This is a genomic window from Neorhizobium sp. P12A, assembly GCF_008365395.1.
Taxonomy (GTDB): domain Bacteria; phylum Pseudomonadota; class Alphaproteobacteria; order Rhizobiales; family Rhizobiaceae; genus Rhizobium.
In genome coordinates this window covers 213,492-229,129 of the sequence record NZ_QOVX01000006.1, presented here as the reverse complement: position 1 = coordinate 229,129, position 15,638 = coordinate 213,492, and the positions used below count along the sequence as shown (strand labels likewise).

The window sequence follows — 15,638 nt, the reverse complement described above, 5'->3', positions numbered from 1 at the left end:
AGCTTCGTCTTTAACGGTGCATTCGGGCGCTTATGAGATGCAAGCTGGCGCTGTTCCCTGTGAATTCAAGCCTTTCTCCCGGACCGGCGCTTTTTGCGGATGCCGCAAATTGCTAAAGAAGATTCGAAAGGTCCGATTCTGAAAGTCCGTCAAGGCCATGGCGGACTATCGAAGCGGATGAAACGAGGGATTTATGACCAAGCTGCGTCAGTCCGACGGATATAGCGTGCCGCTGGTAGATCATGGAGGTCGCTCAGGCACCGTGCTGCGCATTATCCTTCTAGCGTTCGTGCTGATCGCCGCGGCGGCCGGTTTCGTATTCTTCAAGAACTCCCTCGACAATCAGATGGTGCTCGGTGCTCTCGGCATCCTTGCCATGGTGGGCATATTCTTTCTGGTGTCCTCGATCATCGGTTTCGTGGAGGTCATGCCGCAGACCCAGTCGGACGGATTGGCGCGCTCCTTTCTCAACAGCCACCCTGATGGAACGCTGATCACCGACGAGAAGGGCCGGATCGTCTATGCCAATGCCGCCTATGGTCAGCTAACGGGGGCGCAGAAGGCGACCGACGTGCAGTCGTTGGAAGCGCTGCTTTCGCGCAATCGCGAATCCAATGAAGCCCTCTACCGGCTGACGAACGGCCTGCGCGAAGGCAAGGAAGGCAGCGAAGAATTCCGGCTTCTGCGGCCGCTCGGCCCAGTCGGCGGCAGTGGCTCCGGTGCGCACTGGTATCGGCTGAAGGCGCGCGTGCTGCCGGCCGATCAAAGTGGCGGCAAGGCGCTGCAGATCTGGCAGATCACCGACATCACTTCGGAGCGCGACGACCAGGAACGCTTCTTCAAGGAATTGCAGAACGCGATCGACTACCTCGATCACGCACCGGCGGGCTTCTTCTCGGCCGGCCGCAAGGGCGAGATTTTTTATCTCAATGCGACGCTTGCCGAGTGGCTTGGCCTGGACCTGACCAAATTCATTCCCGGCTCGATCACGATTGGCGACCTCGTTGCGGGCGAGGGGCTTGCGCTGATCCAGTCGGTGCAGGCAGAGCCCGGATTGAAGAAGACTGTCACGCTCGATCTGGACCTGCGCAAATCGAATGGCCAAAGCCTGCCTGTCAAGATCGTTCACAGCGTCACATCCATGCGCGACGGTGCGCCGGGCGAGAGCCGGACGATTGTTCTCGGTCGGCAGAAGGACGATGACGCCGACCAATCGGCCTCGGTTGCCGCGATGCGCTTCACCCGCTTCTTCAACAATACGCCGATGGCGATTGCCTCGGTCAATGGTGAAGGCCGGATCCTGCGCACCAATGCGCCGTTCCTGAAGATGTTCTCGGAAGTCGTATCGCGCGATGACATAGAGCGTGGTGCTGCGCTCGAGACCATCGTCAACGAAACAGACCGGGCGCTGCTGGTGCAGGCGCTTGCCGCAGCCAAGGATCGACAGGGCGACATTCCGCCGATCGACTCGCGCAACCCCAAGGACGAAACGCGGCATTTCCGTTTCTACGTCAACGCCGTCATCGACCAGAGCGACGAGGTGCCCGAGGAGGCTGCGATCGTCTATGCGGTCGAAGTGACCGAGCAGAAGGCGCTCGAAACGCAGATGGCGCAGACGCAGAAGCTGAACGCCGTCGGCACGCTCGCCGGCGGCATCGCGCACGACTTCAACAACGTGCTCACCGCCATCCTGCTTTCCTCCGACCATCTGTTGCTGCAGGCGCGTCCCTCGGATGCAAGTTTTGCCGATCTCATGGAGATCAAGCGCAACGCCAATCGTGCCGCAGTACTGGTGCGGCAGCTGCTTGCCTTCTCCCGCAAGCAGACGATGCGCCCGACCGTTCTCAATCTCACCGATGTGATCGGCGACCTGCGCATGCTGGTCGATCGCCTGCTGTCCGGCACGCATGTCAAGCTCGACGTCGAATATGGCCGCGATCTCTGGCCGGTCAAAACCGATCTCTCGCAGTTCGAGCAGGTGTTGATCAATCTCTGCGTTAACGCGCGCGATGCCATGCCCGAGGGCGGCAAGCTGACGCTGCGGACGCGCAACCTGCCTGCCGCTGAAGTGCCGGGCTTCAACTACGCCTACCTGCCACATGAGGACATGGTTCTCGTCGAGGTGAGCGATACCGGCACCGGCATTGCGCCCGAGATCATGGACAAGATTTTCGAGCCGTTCTTCACCACGAAGGAAGTGGGGAAGGGCACCGGCCTCGGCCTCGCCATGGTCTACGGCATCGTCAAGCAATCGGGCGGCTATATTCATCCGGAATCCGAGGTGGGCAAGGGAACGACGTTCCGTGTCTTCCTGCCGCGGCACATCGTTGAGGTGATACCGGCGGCGGAAGGCAGTGCGGAGCCAAGCCGCGATGTTTCGGCAATCGATCTCAGTGTTGCAGCGCTGCCCGCCGCCGAGCCCACCGACCTCACCGGCAAGTCGGCAGTCGTTCTTCTTGTCGAGGACGAGGAGGCAGTGCGCCGGGGCGGCAAGCGCATGCTCGAAACGCGCGGCTACACGGTCCACGAAGCGGGCTCAGGCGTCGAAGCGCTCGATATCATGGAGGAACTGGACGGCAAGGTCGATGTGGTCGTCTCCGACGTCGTAATGCCTGAAATGGACGGTCCTTCGCTTCTGCGCGAGCTGCGTAAAACCTATCCCGATCTGAAGTTCATCTTCGTGTCCGGCTATGCCGAGGATGCGTTTGCCCGCAACCTGCCGCCCGATGCGAAGTTCGGCTTCCTGCCAAAGCCGTTCTCGCTGAAACAACTCGCGGTCGTCGTGCGGGAAACGCTGGATAGCTAAGGCAATCTCGGCGGGCGATCAAAGACGCTCATCAGTGAAATTGTGAGCCCTCGCAAGGGATTGCGCGGATTGCTTCGCAAGAAATTGCGGAGTCACGAACCGCGGTCTTGCGTCCGCTATGGTGAACGGCGGGCGGAATGCCCACATGCCGAAGCTTGGTCCCTTCAGAGATTTCGATTGCTCCACTGCGGGAGAAGTAGTTATAAACACGACGGAAATTGCGGAATTTGACGAAATAAGTTCATTCGAAGCGCTCCATTGCCAGGGTGTAGATATGAAATTCTCCTTCTTCCGTGCCGTGGTCGTGGCTGCTGTTGCCTCGTTTCTGCTATCCATGGCTGCGGGACTGGCGACGGCGGGACAGGCCTACATCGTCGTAGATGCGAACACCGGTAAGGTTCTTGCGTCTGAAAATGCGGATGTTTCCAACCATCCGGCATCGCTCGCAAAGATGATGACTCTCTACCTGACATTCGAGGCATTGCATTCCGGTCGTCTGCAATGGGATCAGCAGATCGTCATGACCAGGAATGCGGCGAGCAAGATACCCGGGAAACTCGGCCTTCCGGTTGGTCAGACGTTTACCGTTGGAGAGGCGGTCGACGGGATGATCGTCAAATCCGCCAATGATGCCGCCGCAGCGATGGGCGATTATCTTGCGGGATCGGAAGCGAACTTCGCCAATGTCATGACTGCGAGGGCGCGTTCTCTCGGTATGACGCACACCGTTTTTCGCAACGCGTCGGGCCTTTCCGACCCGATGCAGGTGACGACAGCCCGGGACATGGCCATCCTGGCCTCGGCTTTGATCCGCCGCTTTCCGCAGGAATATAAGCTCTTCTCGATGCGGTCGTTTGAATTCCGCGGCAAGCTTATCGCCGGCCACAACCACCTCATGTATCGGTATGGCGGCATGGACGGCATAAAGACGGGCTTCATCAACGCATCAGGATACAATATCGCCAGTTCCGTCAGCACCGGCGGAAAGCGCCTGATCGGCGTGGTCCTCGGCGGCAAGAGTGCGGGCAGCCGCGACAGGCAGATGGCGAGCTTGATGGACCGCTATCTCTCTGTGGCGAGCGGCGGTGGTCCGGCGGGCAAATTCGTGGCCAGCGTCCCCGATGATGCCAAGCGGGCCGTCGTGCCGGCATCGCTTGTCGGAAATCCCTGATCAGCTCCAGAACGACGAGCAGGCACCAATAGAAAAAGCGCCGAGATTGCCCGGCGCTTTCTGAGTTGTGAATATGTGTCTAAGCCAGTGACCGGCTTTAATCGGCCAGCGCGACAGCGATCTCGGCTGCAAGCCGGGCGTTGTTCTCGACGAGTGCGATATTGGTCTTCAGGCTGCGGCCCTCGGTAATATCGAAAATCGTGCTGAGCAGGTAAGGAGTGACGGCCTTGCCGGTGATCTCGTCGCGTTCGGCGCTGTCGAGCGCGCGTTCGATGTAGATTTCCATTTCTTCGCGCGGGATTTCGTCGGCTTCCGGCACCGGATTGGCAATCAGCATGCCGCCGTCGATGCCCAGCTGTTCGCGGGTCTTCTGGAAATTGGCGATCGCGGCCGGGCTGTTCAGCGACAGCGGGCTCTTCAGGCCGGAGACGCGCGACCAGAAGGCGGGAAATTCTGTGCTGCCGAAGGTAACGACGGGTACGCCGCGGGTTTCAAGCACTTCCAGCGTCTTTGGAATATCGAGGATCGCCTTGGCGCCGGCGCAGACGACGATAACGGGCGTGCGGGCCAGTTCTTCGAGGTCGGCAGAAATGTCGAAGCTGTCCTCGGCGCCGCGATGGACGCCGCCGATGCCGCCTGTTGCGAAGACATGAACGCCGGCGCGGGCGGCCGCAATCATCGTTGCGGCAACAGTAGTGGCGCCGGTGCGGCGCTCGGCAATCGCAAAGGCGAGATCGGCGCGCGATACTTTCATTGCACCCGTGGTCTGGGCAAGCGCCTCCAACTCGTTCGGCTCCAGGCCGATGTGAAGGGTGCCATGGATGACGGCGATGGTTGCGGGAACGGCACCTTCCTCGCGGATGATCGCCTCGACGCTGCGCGCCATTTCGATATTGCCGGGGTAGGGCATGCCATGCGTGATGATGGTGGATTCCAGCGCGACGATCGGGGCGCCGCGATGCTTGGCGGCGGCGACTTCCTTGGAATAGGCGATCGGCAGCAATGGGGAGATGGGCTTGGTCATGGGCGTATCCACTTACTTCGAAAGTTGGGATGAACGTTTAAAAGGGTTTCATGACAACATTTTCGACTGCGGAACAAGAGAAAGCATCGCATTTAAGAGTTCCGGCGATAGATTTTCTGCTGTTGCCAGCGGCGACTGCACGGTTATCGCCGCTGCTGCTGCGCCGTGACGGACCGCCTGTGAAAGGTCGAGGCCGTTCAGCAGGCCGGACAGGATGCCTGCCGCAAACGAATCCCCGGCGCCTGTCACGTCTGCCACATTCTCCACGGTCGGCGGCTGCAGGCTGATGATCTCGTCGGCGGTGAACGCGATTGCCTCGCGCTGGCCGCGCGTTATGACCCCGCCCTTGAGGCCGATGGCCCTGAGGCTCTCGACCCACTGCAGCGGATCCTCCGGCCGGCTCTCCGTCAGCGCAGCCGCCTCCGCCTCGTTCAGGAAGAGATGATCGATGTCGCCGAGGCAAGGCAGCAGCCGGACCACCTTTGCCGGCGATATGGCGATGGCAGCAAGCGGCTTGCCGCAGGAGGCTGCCTTCCGGGCAATGGCAGTCAATGTTTCCGATGGAAGATTGGCATCGCAAAGAACAAGGTCCGCCTCATCGAAGGCATCCCGCACCGCGCGAATCGTCAGCCGACGTGGTCCAAAGAGCTTGTAGAGCTCCATGTCGGCAAGCGCGATGACCAGATTGCCATCGTTTTCTATGATCGCCGTGTAGCTCGGTGTCTTGCGATCGAGAAAGATGAAGGGGCGATCGTCGACTCCGGCCTGCCGTGCTGCCTCGGCGACCATCTCTCCGACCGCATCGCCGCCGCGCGGTGAGATCAGGCGAACGTCAAAGCCGAGACGCGCCAGATTGCGCGCGGCATTGAAGCCACCGCCACCCGGCTCCTCGAACCATGAGCCGGGGTTGCTGGCGCCCGGCGCAGTGTCGCCGAATATGCGTCCGCGCCGATCGATATGGGCGCCGCCGAGCACAAGAATCTTTTTGGTCATGCGGCGCTCTCCAAGGAACCGAAGCGGCGAATCATGCGCGCCCGACGTGCGCAAAATGTGGCGCCTTCCGATGATGCGGAAGCGGGGTAAGTCCTTGCGTCAAAAGCAGAAAACAAATATAGAACACGTCTCATTTTATCTTTTTCTTTCAACTGCTTGGTGCGGCCTTGCGCATCTGGAACAAATCAGGTACAAACTTCGCATCGGCGGCTACATTGCCTAGGCGGCTTCAATAACCTAAAGGTGGATCGGATGTCACAGAATAGTTTGCGGCTCGTAGAGGACAAATCGGTGGATAAAAGCAAGGCACTTGAAGCGGCACTCTCCCAGATAGAGCGGTCGTTCGGCAAGGGCTCGATCATGAAGCTCGGATCGAACGAGAACGTGGTCGAAATCGAAACTGTTTCCACGGGTTCGCTGAGCCTCGATATCGCCCTGGGCATCGGCGGACTGCCCAAGGGACGTATCGTCGAGATCTACGGTCCGGAAAGCTCGGGCAAGACGACGCTTGCGCTGCAGACGATCGCCGAAGCGCAGAAGAAAGGCGGCATCTGCGCCTTCGTCGATGCCGAACATGCGCTCGATCCGGTCTATGCCCGCAAGCTCGGCGTCGATCTGCAGAACCTGCTGATTTCTCAGCCTGACACCGGCGAGCAGGCGCTTGAAATTACCGATACACTGGTGCGCTCCGGTGCAGTCGACGTTCTGGTCGTCGATTCCGTTGCAGCATTGACGCCGCGTGCGGAAATCGAAGGCGAGATGGGCGATAGTTTGCCTGGTCTCCAGGCTCGTCTGATGAGCCAGGCGCTGCGCAAGCTCACCGCCTCGATCTCCAAGTCAAAGACAATGGTGATTTTCATCAACCAGATCCGCATGAAGATTGGCGTGATGTTCGGTTCGCCGGAAACGACGACGGGCGGCAACGCGCTGAAGTTCTATGCTTCCGTTCGCCTCGACATCCGGCGCATCGGCGCCGTCAAGGAGCGCGACGAGGTCATCGGCAACCAGACCCGCGTCAAGGTCGTCAAGAACAAGATGGCGCCTCCGTTCAAGCAGGTCGAATTCGACATCATGTACGGCGAAGGCGTGTCGAAGACTGGCGAACTTGTCGATCTTGGCGTCAAGGCCGGCATCGTCGAGAAATCGGGCGCCTGGTTCTCGTATAACAGTCAGCGCCTTGGGCAGGGCCGCGAGAATGCGAAGCTTTTCCTGCGGGACAATCCGGACCTCGCTCGTGAGATCGAGACGTCGCTGCGCCAGAATGCCGGGCTGATCGCCGACCGTTTCCTCCAGAACGGCGGACCGGATGCCGATGATGGTGATGGTGCCGGCGACATGTAATCTCCAGTAGACGATCTCCTGAAGTCTGTTTCTTTCATTCAAAACCGGTTGCACGTCCTTAAGATGTGCAGCCGGTTTTGTTTGTGCGGCTGGACAGGGCCAAGAGCGGACGATAAAAGCCGATAGATTTGAAGCTTACCTGCCTTTGGCAGCAATGAAGGGCCCACTATGAGCGGTGTGAATGAAATCCGGTCGACCTTCCTCGACTACTTCAAGACGAACGGACACGAGATCGTTCCGTCGAGCCCGCTTGTGCCGCGCAACGATCCGACCCTGATGTTTACCAATGCCGGCATGGTGCAGTTCAAGAACGTCTTCACCGGTCTGGAACAGCGTCCCTACAAGACGGCATCGACTGCGCAGAAATGCGTGCGCGCCGGCGGCAAGCATAACGACCTCGACAATGTCGGCTATACCGCGCGCCATCACACATTCTTCGAAATGCTTGGCAATTTCTCGTTCGGCGACTATTTCAAGGAGCGGGCGATCGAGCTTGCCTGGAACCTGATCACCAAGGAATTCGGCCTCGATGCCAAGCGCCTGCTGGTGACCGTCTACCATACGGATGACGACGCCTTTAACCTTTGGAAGAAGATTGCCGGTCTCTCCGATGACCGCATCATCCGCATCGCGACCAGCGATAATTTCTGGGCCATGGGCGATACCGGCCCCTGCGGCCCGTGCTCGGAAATCTTTTACGATCACGGCGACCAGATTTGGGGCGGCCCTCCCGGCTCGCCGGAAGAGGATGGCGACCGCTTCATCGAGATCTGGAACCTCGTCTTCATGCAGTACGAGCAAGTGACGAAGGAACAGCGCGTCGACCTGCCGCGTCCGTCGATCGACACCGGCATGGGTCTCGAGCGCGTCGCTGCCGTCCTGCAGGGCAAGCACGACAATTATGACATCGACCTCTTCCGCGCGCTGATCGAAGCTTCCGAGGAAGCAACCGGGGTCATGGCGGTCGGCGAGCACCGCGCCAGCCACCGCGTCATCGCCGATCATCTGCGTTCGTCCGCATTCCTCATCGCCGATGGCGTGCTGCCGTCGAACGAAGGCCGTGGCTACGTGCTTCGCCGCATCATGCGCCGCGCCATGCGCCATGCGCAGCTGCTCGGCGCGCGCGATCCATTGATGTACAGGCTGCTGCCGACGCTGGTGCAGGAGATGGGCAGGGCTTATCCCGAACTGGTGCGGGCGGAATCGCTGATTTCCGAGACGCTGAAGCTCGAAGAGAACCGTTTCCACAAGACGCTGGAGCGCGGCCTGTCGCTGCTCTCGGATGCAACGACGACGCTCGGCAAGGGCGATATGCTCGATGGCGAGACGGCATTCAAGCTCTACGACACCTACGGTTTCCCGCTCGATCTGACGCAGGATGCGCTGCGCGAGCGCGGCATCGGCGTCGATATCAGCGGCTTTACCGATGCCATGGAGCGCCAGAAGGCCGAGGCCCGGTCGCATTGGGCCGGTTCCGGCGACAAGGCTGCCGAGACGATCTGGTTCGAGCTCAAGGAAAAGCACGGCGCGTCCGAATTCCTGGGCTATGACACCGAGGTGGCTGAAGGCGTGATCCAGGCAATCGTCAAGGATGGCGTTTCCGTCGACAGCGTCTCGGCCGGCGATGCCGTGCAAGTCGTCATCAACCAGACGCCGTTCTATGCCGAATCCGGTGGCCAGATGGGCGATACCGGCACGATCTACGGCGACAGCGGCGAGCTCAATGTGACCGATACGCAGAAGAAGGGCGAGGGGCTCTTCGTCCATGTCGGCACGGTCGGCGAGGGTTCACTGAAGGTTGGCGATCCCGTTGCGCTGAAGGTCGATCATGCCCGCCGCGGCAGGCTGCGCGCCAACCATTCCGCGACCCACCTGTTACACGAGGCCCTGCGCGAAGTGCTCGGCACCCATGTGGCCCAGAAGGGCTCGCTGGTTGCCCCTGAGCGCCTGCGTTTCGACGTCTCGCATCCGAAGCCGATGTCGGCGGAAGAGCTGAAGGCTGTCGAAGAAATGGCCAACGAGATCGTCCTGCAGAACGCGCCGGTCACGACGCGTCTGATGAGCGTCGATGATGCCATTGCCGAAGGCGCGATGGCGCTTTTCGGCGAAAAGTATGGCGACGAAGTGCGCGTGGTCGCGATGGGCACGGGCATTCACGGCGCCAAGGCCGGCAAGCCCTATTCGATCGAGCTTTGCGGCGGAACGCATGTTTCGGCAACCGGCCAGATCGGTCTTGTCCGCATCCTCTCGGAAAGCGCCGTCGGCGCCGGCGTTCGCCGCGTCGAAGCGGTCACCGGCGAGGCAGCGCGCGAGTATCTCGCCGAGCAGGACGAGCGCGTGAAGTTGCTGGCATCCACGCTGAAGGTTCAGCCGGGCGATGTTCTGGCGCGCGTCGAATCGCTGATGGACGAGCGCCGCAAGCTGGAACGCGAACTTGCCGATGCCAAGCGCAAGCTGGCGATGGGCGGCGGTCAGGCGGGAACGGCGGACGCCGTTCGCGAGATCGGCAGCGTCAAGTTTCTCGGCAAGGCGCTTCAGGGCGTCGACCCCAAGGATCTCAAGGGTCTGGCCGATGATGGTAAGGCCAGCATCGGTTCGGGCGTTGTCGCGCTGATCGGTGTTTCGGAAGACGGCAAGGCGAGCGCCGTCGTCGCGGTCACTGCTGATCTCGTCGAGCGCTTCAGCGCCGTCGAGCTTGTCCGCGTCGCTTCTGCCGCCCTTGGCGGCAAGGGCGGCGGCGGCCGGCCGGACATGGCACAGGCCGGCGGCCCCGATGGCTCCAAGGCCGACGAGGCGATCGAAGCCGTGGCGAGCGCGCTCGCGGGCTGATTGGTTCTTATTTCTGCGGTTTCAAGCGGCGGAGGCTTCACGGCCTCCGCCGCTTTTGTTTGCCGCGATATGTTCGGGCGGAAGTCAGCAGGATTTGTCAAATCGGACTATGCTTTCTTCGGGCCGATCGAATTGCATGGGGTTTGACATGAACGGCGAAAAGGCATGGGGCATCTATGAAGCGCGTCTGAGGCGGGTTTCGGCCTATATCCACGAGCATCTCGACGAGGAGCTCGACATGGAGAAACTTGCCGAAATCGCCTGCATGTCGAGCTATCACTGGCACAGGATCTATCGGGCGATCTATGGCGAGACGCTGACCGCGACGGTCAAGCGTCTGCGGCTGCATCGTGCGGCCGGCGAAATCGTCCGGACAGGTCTTAATGTCGGCGAGATTGCAAGGCGGTCGGGCTATCCCAATCTCCAGTCTTTCAACCGCATCTTCAAGGCCGCCTACGGCATGCCGCCGGCGCGCTACCGGAAAGAGGGAAGTCATATAGTCTTCGAACCAGGACCCAAAGGAGAGGTTTCAGCCATGTTCGACGTCACGCTTCGCACCATTCCGTCCACCCATCTTGTCGGCGTCGCCCATGAGGGATCGTATATGCAGATCGGCAAGGCCTTCGAAACGCTGTTCGGCACGCTCTATGCCCGCGGCATCGCAAAGCCAGAGATGCGGATGATAGGCGTCTATCTCGACGATCCCGACATCACGCCCGTTGAAAAGCTGCGGTCTATGCCTGCGTCCAGGCCGGTAGCGAGCTCTCCGTGTCATCGCCGCTGGAGCGGCGGGAGATCAATGGCGGCGAATATGCCGTCCTGCGGCACAAGGGACCCTATGCCGATATGCACAAGGCCTATCAATGGCTCTATGCCGAGTGGCTGCCGAGTTCCGGCCGCCAGCTGCGGGACAGCGTGATGTTCGAGGAATACCTCAACAATCCGCGCGATGTCCCGCCAACGGAGCTTCTGACCGAGATCTATATGCCGCTGCATTGAGGGCTGGGCGGCCTGGCACCGGTTTGTCAGGCCGCCTGCATAGCCTTGGCAGCTTCGTCGTCCAGCATATTGCCGCGCTTATAGGCGTCACGCTCGCTGAGACGGCCGAAATAGTCGACAAAGGCCTGGCGTTTCTCCATCGTACCGAAGGCGAGGCCCCAGCCGATATGTGAGCCGACGTAAACGTCAGCTGCAGTAAAGCGGTTGCCGGCAATGTAGGGTGAGGCGGAAACCGCCTGTTCAAGCGTGCCCATGACATCGCCGAAATCGCCACAGCCTGCCATGCGCAGCCTGTCCTTCGGGATTTCGAAGCCGAGAGCCCGCATCGTTACAGATGCTTCGACCGGACCGGCCGCAAAAAACATCCAGCGGTAGTATGCGGCACGCTCCTCCGGCCTTGGTGCAAGGCCTTTCTCCGGGAATGTCTCGGCAAGATAGGCACAGATGGCGGCACATTCGGTGACAACGGTTTCGCCGTGCCTGATCGCCGGCACCTTGCCCATGGGATTGACGGCAAGGTAGCTCGGCGCCTTCATTTCTTCACTGAAGGCAAGGACCTCGGTTCGGTATGTCAGGCCGGTTTCCTCAAGCATCCAGCGCGCAATGCGCCCGCGCGACATCGGGTTTGTATAGAATATCAGCTCTTCTGCCACGGTCTCTTCCTCACATTGTTGCCATGTCGTGGTCGACATGTCGCAAATTCCCCTTGAGCCAAAGTAGCTCAACTAGAATAGATGATTGTGTAGATTGCGTGATCTGCTCGACGGAACCTCGTCGCTATTCACGTCAGCTTTGCTAAAGTTCGCCACACGGCCAGCGCGTTGGCATTCGAGCCGTCTCTGAAGCTAAATGGCGATGGTGATTGGGGGGGCGATATGACGCTGCGAGAATTACTGTGCAGGCGGCGGGAGTGGTCGGAAGAAAATACCATTTTTGTAGTGGAGCCGTGGAGCGAAGATTCGGCTGCGTTCCTTTCGAACGAGGCTACAGAGACGACTGATCCGATCATTCAATCTGGAAAATGTTACGCCTATTTCCTTGAAGGATTCATCGCTCGCGATTTCCTCGACGATCTCGGCGCGCCAGATGATGTGGGCGAGGCGGCGTGTGAACGATTGATCCGGTACGCCATCGACGACGCATAGGCGCCAAAGAGCTTTATTCTTGCAAGTCGAACGGTGTGTTGCGCTGGCTCCGCACCTATAAGTCTACAGCCTAGGTCGCGAACTCATAAACCCGATACATCCCAACGGAGTTGCTCGACAAAAGCGGTAAACCGTCTGGCAGCTCGGCCGGCGGATTCCACTCGCGTCCATTGTCTCTCGGCAATGCCGGTATCGACGTAGCGAAATTCAACGGAGCCGGAAGGCAAGGGCGAAATACGAAGATATGGCCCGCTGTAGGGAGTTGTATCAGTTTGCTGGACACACAGGTCGTGCATCGAGGTCCATCCGAACAGTACGGAGTTGAGCGGCCCCTCCGCAATCAAGCTTGCGACTTGAGCGACCCCCGATAGCGCAGTTTGAAATTCTCGCCCTTCGAGCCCCTGCTTCTCGCGAAGTTTTACAATAATATCATCCCAAGACTTGCTCATGCCGGAAGTGTGACGCATGGGGCCGTTGCCTGTCAAATGTGCGCCTCCTCTTACACAAATGTTTAAAGTCTGATTCAACGGTGGCATGAGTCGATATGATTTGACTGACTTCGAGTGGCGCGTAATCGAACCGCTGCTGCCCAATTTGGGATCAGACCTCTCTTCAGCACATTGCTTTACCGCAAACGGGACCTGATCGAGCGCTTCTTCTCCAAACTCAAGCACTTCCGCAGGATTGCCACACGCTACGACAAGCTGGCCGAAAACTTCTTAGCTGTGGTCCAACTTGCTTCAGTGCGACTGTGGCTTCGAGTTTATGAGTTTACAGCTCTAGTCAGAGCGGCTTCCGATATTGAATGAATCCGGAGCGCGCGGCGATGTGGTCGTAAAGTCTCTGGGCGGTGACGTTGGTTTCATGCGTCGTCCAATAGAGGCGGCCTGCCTTGTTGGCCCTCGCCAAATCTGCCACCGCCTCGATCAGCGCTGCCCCCGTGCCGCGGCCACGCTGGCTTGCGTCGACATAGAGGTCCTGCAGATAGCATGTCCAATCGGGCAGCCAGGTGGAGCGATGGAAGATCGCGTGCACAATGCCGACAAGTCGGTTCTCGTCGTCGAATGCGCCCAGCGCGTGCATCGGCTCGGATGCGTCGTGGAAGCGTGCCCAGGTCCGGTCCGTCGTTTCAGTCGGGATTTCGACCTCGTAGAAGCGCTGGTAGCCTTCCCAGAGAGGCTGCCAGGCGGCGCGGTCCGATGGCTGAAGCGGGCGAATCGTCGTGGTCATGAAAATACCTCGCGGCTGATGCCCAAAAGAAAACGGCGGGAGAGCCCCGCCGTCAACTGTTTCCTGAGATGCCGGCCCAATCAGGCCAGCCCCAATCAGGCCATGGCCTTCTGGAGGTTCTCGTCGATCTTGTCGAGGAAGGCTGTCGTGGAGAGCCACGGCTGATCGGGGCCGATCAGCAGCGCCAGGTCCTTCGTCATGAAGCCGGCTTCGACGGTGTCGACGCAGACTTTTTCCAGCGTGGAGGCGAACTTGGCCAGTTCGGCATTGTCGTCCAGCTTGGCGCGGTGTGCGAGGCCGCGGGTCCAGGCGAAGATCGAAGCGATCGAGTTCGTCGAGGTTTCCTGGCCCTTCTGGTGCTGGCGATAGTGACGGGTAACCGTGCCGTGAGCGGCTTCGGCTTCAACCGTCTTGCCGTCCGGCGTCAGCAGGACCGAGGTCATCAGGCCGAGCGAGCCGAAGCCCTGGGCGACCGTGTCGGACTGGACGTCGCCGTCGTAGTTCTTGCAGGCCCAGACGTAGCCGCCGGACCACTTCAGGGCGGAGGCGACCATGTCGTCGATCAGGCGGTGTTCGTAGGTGATGCCGATTTCCTTGAACTGATCTTGGAATTCAGCTTCGTAGACTTCCTGGAAGATGTCCTTGAAGCGGCCGTCATAGGCCTTGAGAATGGTGTTCTTGGTCGACAGGTAGACCGGCCACTTGCGCATCAGGCCATACATCATCGAGGCGCGGGCGAATTCGCGGATCGACTCGTCGAGGTTGTACATGGCCATGGCAACGCCGGCGCCGGGAGCGTCGAACACTTCCTTCTCGATGACCTGGCCGTCTTCGCCCACGAACTTGATCGTCAGCTTGCCCTTGCCCGGGAACTTGAAATCGGTTGCGCGGTACTGGTCGCCGAAAGCATGACGACCGACGACGATCGGCTTTGTCCAGCCGGGAACGAGGCGCGGAACGTTCTGGCAGATGATCGGTTCGCGGAAAATGACGCCGCCGAGGATGTTGCGGATCGTGCCGTTCGGGCTCTTCCACATCTGCTTGAGGTTGAATTCCTTGACGCGGTCTTCGTCCGGGGTGATCGTTGCGCACTTGATGCCGACGCCGTGCTTCTTGATGGCGTTGGCGGCGTCGACGGTTACCTGGTCGTTGGTGGCGTCGCGATTTTCGACCGAAAGGTCGAAGTAGTCGATATCGAGGTCGAGATAGGGATGGATCAGCTTGTCCTTGATAAGCTGCCAGATGATGCGAGTCATTTCGTCGCCGTCGAGATCGGCTACGGGGTTAGCGACCTTGATCTTCTTCATGTATCTGCCTCGTTCTGCTGATGGGACCAATGTCCCGGGGAGTGGGAATGAAGTCCATGGCGCTATAGCACCGTGTGCCTGGAACGCAAAGCCGCTAGAGGCGTCGGATCGACCTTTTTGCTCTTCACATTCCCTCGAACTGCCATGGCATTTTTCAAGCAGGCGCCATTGCCAAAGCGGCGGATGCGGATAATCTCGCGCGCAAGTGCTTGGACCATTCACGGATACCCGTCATGCGCAAATTACTGTCCGCGGCCGCCCTTGGCCTATTCGTCTCGCTGGCCTCCGGAGCGATTGCCGCAGACGCTGTGGCACCTGTCAAAGCCGTCATGGACGCGACCGTCGCCAACTGGGCCGGTGGGGATAGCGACTGGCAGGACATTTTCGAGGAATCCAAGCTCAACCAGCTTTACAGCAAGGATTTCATTGAGAAATACAAGGCGGCCGCGCAGTTTCCGGCGGTCGACGAGGACGGCATCTCGCCCTTCGATTACGATGTGATCGTCGGCGGGGAGGATGCCTGCCCGCTGGAAGATTTGACCATCTCGCTGCAAGCGCCATCTAACGGCAAGACGGAAGTGGTCGCCCAGTTCAAGAAATCGACCTGCATGGGAACGGATCCGCAATACCAGGCCTATACGAGCGTTCGTTTCGAAGTCCTCGAAGAGAGTGGCAAGGCCGTGATCGACGATATCATGACGACGGATGACAGCGGCAATGTCAGCTCACTCAAGGATGCAATGCAGGCAATCGTGAAGCAGCAACAGCAATAGCTTTTCCTCCCCCTCAATGA

The 15,638-nt window shown here is 59.8% G+C and carries 11 protein-coding genes and 3 pseudogenes; 8 read left to right on the top strand and 6 right to left on the bottom strand.

Features of this window, described 5'->3' with window-relative positions; all coding sequences use genetic code 11:
• Positions 1 to 193: 193 nt before the first annotated feature.
• Both DTW90_RS19250 and DTW90_RS19245 read left to right on the top strand, forming a co-directional pair.
• Positions 194 to 2,806, top strand: coding sequence for a PAS domain-containing sensor histidine kinase (locus DTW90_RS19250; RefSeq protein WP_132524175.1), 2,613 nt, complete (start codon positions 194 to 196; stop codon positions 2,804 to 2,806).
• Positions 2,807 to 3,080: 274 nt separating this feature from the next.
• Positions 3,081 to 3,887 (top strand): annotated as a pseudogene (locus DTW90_RS19245) (D-alanyl-D-alanine carboxypeptidase family protein); the annotation flags it as partial.
• A 187-nt stretch (positions 3,888 to 4,074) separates the two neighbouring features.
• Here DTW90_RS19245 and DTW90_RS19240 read toward each other — a convergent pair.
• Together DTW90_RS19240 and DTW90_RS19235 are read right to left on the bottom strand one after the other, a co-directional pair.
• Positions 4,075 to 5,001, bottom strand: a complete 927-nt coding sequence (locus DTW90_RS19240; protein WP_132524177.1) for a pseudouridine-5'-phosphate glycosidase — start codon at positions 4,999 to 5,001, stop codon at positions 4,075 to 4,077.
• Positions 5,002 to 5,049: 48 nt separating this feature from the next.
• On the bottom strand, positions 5,050 to 5,994 hold the full coding sequence (locus DTW90_RS19235) for a carbohydrate kinase family protein (protein ID WP_149340243.1): 945 nt from the start codon (positions 5,992 to 5,994) through the stop codon (positions 5,050 to 5,052).
• Positions 5,995 to 6,246: 252 nt separating this feature from the next.
• Here DTW90_RS19235 and recA point away from each other — a divergent pair, with 252 nt between their 5' ends.
• The 3 genes and pseudogenes from recA (at position 6,247) to DTW90_RS19220 (ending at position 11,163) form a co-directional block, all read left to right on the top strand.
• The gene (gene recA, locus DTW90_RS19230) at positions 6,247 to 7,335 is read left to right on the top strand and encodes a recombinase RecA (RefSeq protein WP_149340241.1); all 1,089 of its coding nucleotides are present in this window, start codon (positions 6,247 to 6,249) and stop codon (positions 7,333 to 7,335) included.
• Positions 7,336 to 7,503: 168 nt separating this feature from the next.
• The gene (gene alaS / locus DTW90_RS19225) at positions 7,504 to 10,164 is read left to right on the top strand and encodes an alanine--tRNA ligase (RefSeq protein WP_149340239.1); all 2,661 of its coding nucleotides are present in this window, start codon (positions 7,504 to 7,506) and stop codon (positions 10,162 to 10,164) included.
• Between the two features lie 148 nt (positions 10,165 to 10,312).
• Positions 10,313 to 11,163 (top strand): annotated as a pseudogene (locus tag DTW90_RS19220) (AraC family transcriptional regulator).
• Between the two features lie 26 nt (positions 11,164 to 11,189).
• On the opposite strand, the gene DTW90_RS19215 reads toward DTW90_RS19220, so the two are convergent.
• Positions 11,190 to 11,816, bottom strand: coding sequence for a glutathione S-transferase family protein (locus DTW90_RS19215; RefSeq protein WP_149340459.1), 627 nt, complete (start codon positions 11,814 to 11,816; stop codon positions 11,190 to 11,192).
• Positions 11,817 to 12,038: 222 nt separating this feature from the next.
• Between DTW90_RS19215 and DTW90_RS19210 the strand changes: the two genes are divergently transcribed.
• The gene (locus DTW90_RS19210; RefSeq protein WP_149340237.1) at positions 12,039 to 12,308 is read left to right on the top strand and encodes a hypothetical protein; all 270 of its coding nucleotides are present in this window, start codon (positions 12,039 to 12,041) and stop codon (positions 12,306 to 12,308) included.
• Between the two features lie 83 nt (positions 12,309 to 12,391).
• Here DTW90_RS19210 and DTW90_RS19205 read toward each other — a convergent pair whose 3' ends face one another.
• Entirely contained in the window at positions 12,392 to 12,793 is a 402-nt protein-coding gene (locus DTW90_RS19205; RefSeq protein ID WP_149340235.1) for a hypothetical protein, read from the bottom strand.
• A gap of 135 nt (positions 12,794 to 12,928) precedes the next feature.
• On the opposite strand from DTW90_RS19205, the pseudogene DTW90_RS19200 reads away from it, so the two are divergent.
• Positions 12,929 to 13,117, top strand: a pseudogene (locus DTW90_RS19200) (transposase); the annotation flags it as partial.
• On the opposite strand, the gene DTW90_RS19195 reads toward DTW90_RS19200, so the two are convergent.
• Together DTW90_RS19195 and DTW90_RS19190 are read right to left on the bottom strand one after the other, a co-directional pair.
• Positions 13,092 to 13,538: a GNAT family N-acetyltransferase gene (locus DTW90_RS19195; RefSeq protein WP_132524640.1), complete on the bottom strand. Its 447-nt coding sequence runs from the start codon at positions 13,536 to 13,538 to the stop codon at positions 13,092 to 13,094. The pseudogene DTW90_RS19200 and the gene DTW90_RS19195 sit on opposite strands and share 26 nt — an antisense overlap.
• A gap of 95 nt (positions 13,539 to 13,633) precedes the next feature.
• Positions 13,634 to 14,845 (bottom strand): NADP-dependent isocitrate dehydrogenase, encoded by a 1,212-nt coding sequence (locus tag DTW90_RS19190; protein WP_149340233.1) that lies wholly within the window; start codon positions 14,843 to 14,845, stop codon positions 13,634 to 13,636.
• 233 nt (positions 14,846 to 15,078) lie between these two features.
• Here DTW90_RS19190 and DTW90_RS19185 point away from each other — a divergent pair, with 233 nt between their 5' ends.
• Positions 15,079 to 15,618 carry a hypothetical protein gene (locus DTW90_RS19185; RefSeq protein ID WP_149340231.1) on the top strand — a complete coding sequence of 180 codons (540 nt, stop codon included), beginning with the start codon at positions 15,079 to 15,081 and terminating at the stop codon, positions 15,616 to 15,618.
• Positions 15,619 to 15,638 lie beyond the last annotated feature (20 nt).

What these genes read in the sequence shown, in the direction of transcription:
- recA (WP_149340241.1), top strand. Translation starts at nt 6,247, where the DNA reads ATGTCACAGAATAGTTTGCGGCTCGTAGAGGACAAATCGGTGGATAAA.
- DTW90_RS19185 (WP_149340231.1), top strand. Translation starts at nt 15,079, where the DNA reads ATGCGCAAATTACTGTCCGCGGCCGCCCTTGGCCTATTCGTCTCGCTG.
- DTW90_RS19210 (WP_149340237.1), top strand. Translation starts at nt 12,039, where the DNA reads ATGACGCTGCGAGAATTACTGTGCAGGCGGCGGGAGTGGTCGGAAGAA.
- DTW90_RS19250 (WP_132524175.1), top strand. Translation starts at nt 194, where the DNA reads ATGACCAAGCTGCGTCAGTCCGACGGATATAGCGTGCCGCTGGTAGAT.
- DTW90_RS19240 (WP_132524177.1), bottom strand. Translation starts at nt 5,001, where the DNA reads ATGACCAAGCCCATCTCCCCATTGCTGCCGATCGCCTATTCCAAGGAA.
- DTW90_RS19235 (WP_149340243.1), bottom strand. Translation starts at nt 5,994, where the DNA reads ATGACCAAAAAGATTCTTGTGCTCGGCGGCGCCCATATCGATCGGCGC.
- DTW90_RS19190 (WP_149340233.1), bottom strand. Translation starts at nt 14,845, where the DNA reads ATGAAGAAGATCAAGGTCGCTAACCCCGTAGCCGATCTCGACGGCGAC.
- DTW90_RS19195 (WP_132524640.1), bottom strand. Translation starts at nt 13,538, where the DNA reads ATGACCACGACGATTCGCCCGCTTCAGCCATCGGACCGCGCCGCCTGG.
- alaS (WP_149340239.1), top strand. Translation starts at nt 7,504, where the DNA reads ATGAGCGGTGTGAATGAAATCCGGTCGACCTTCCTCGACTACTTCAAG.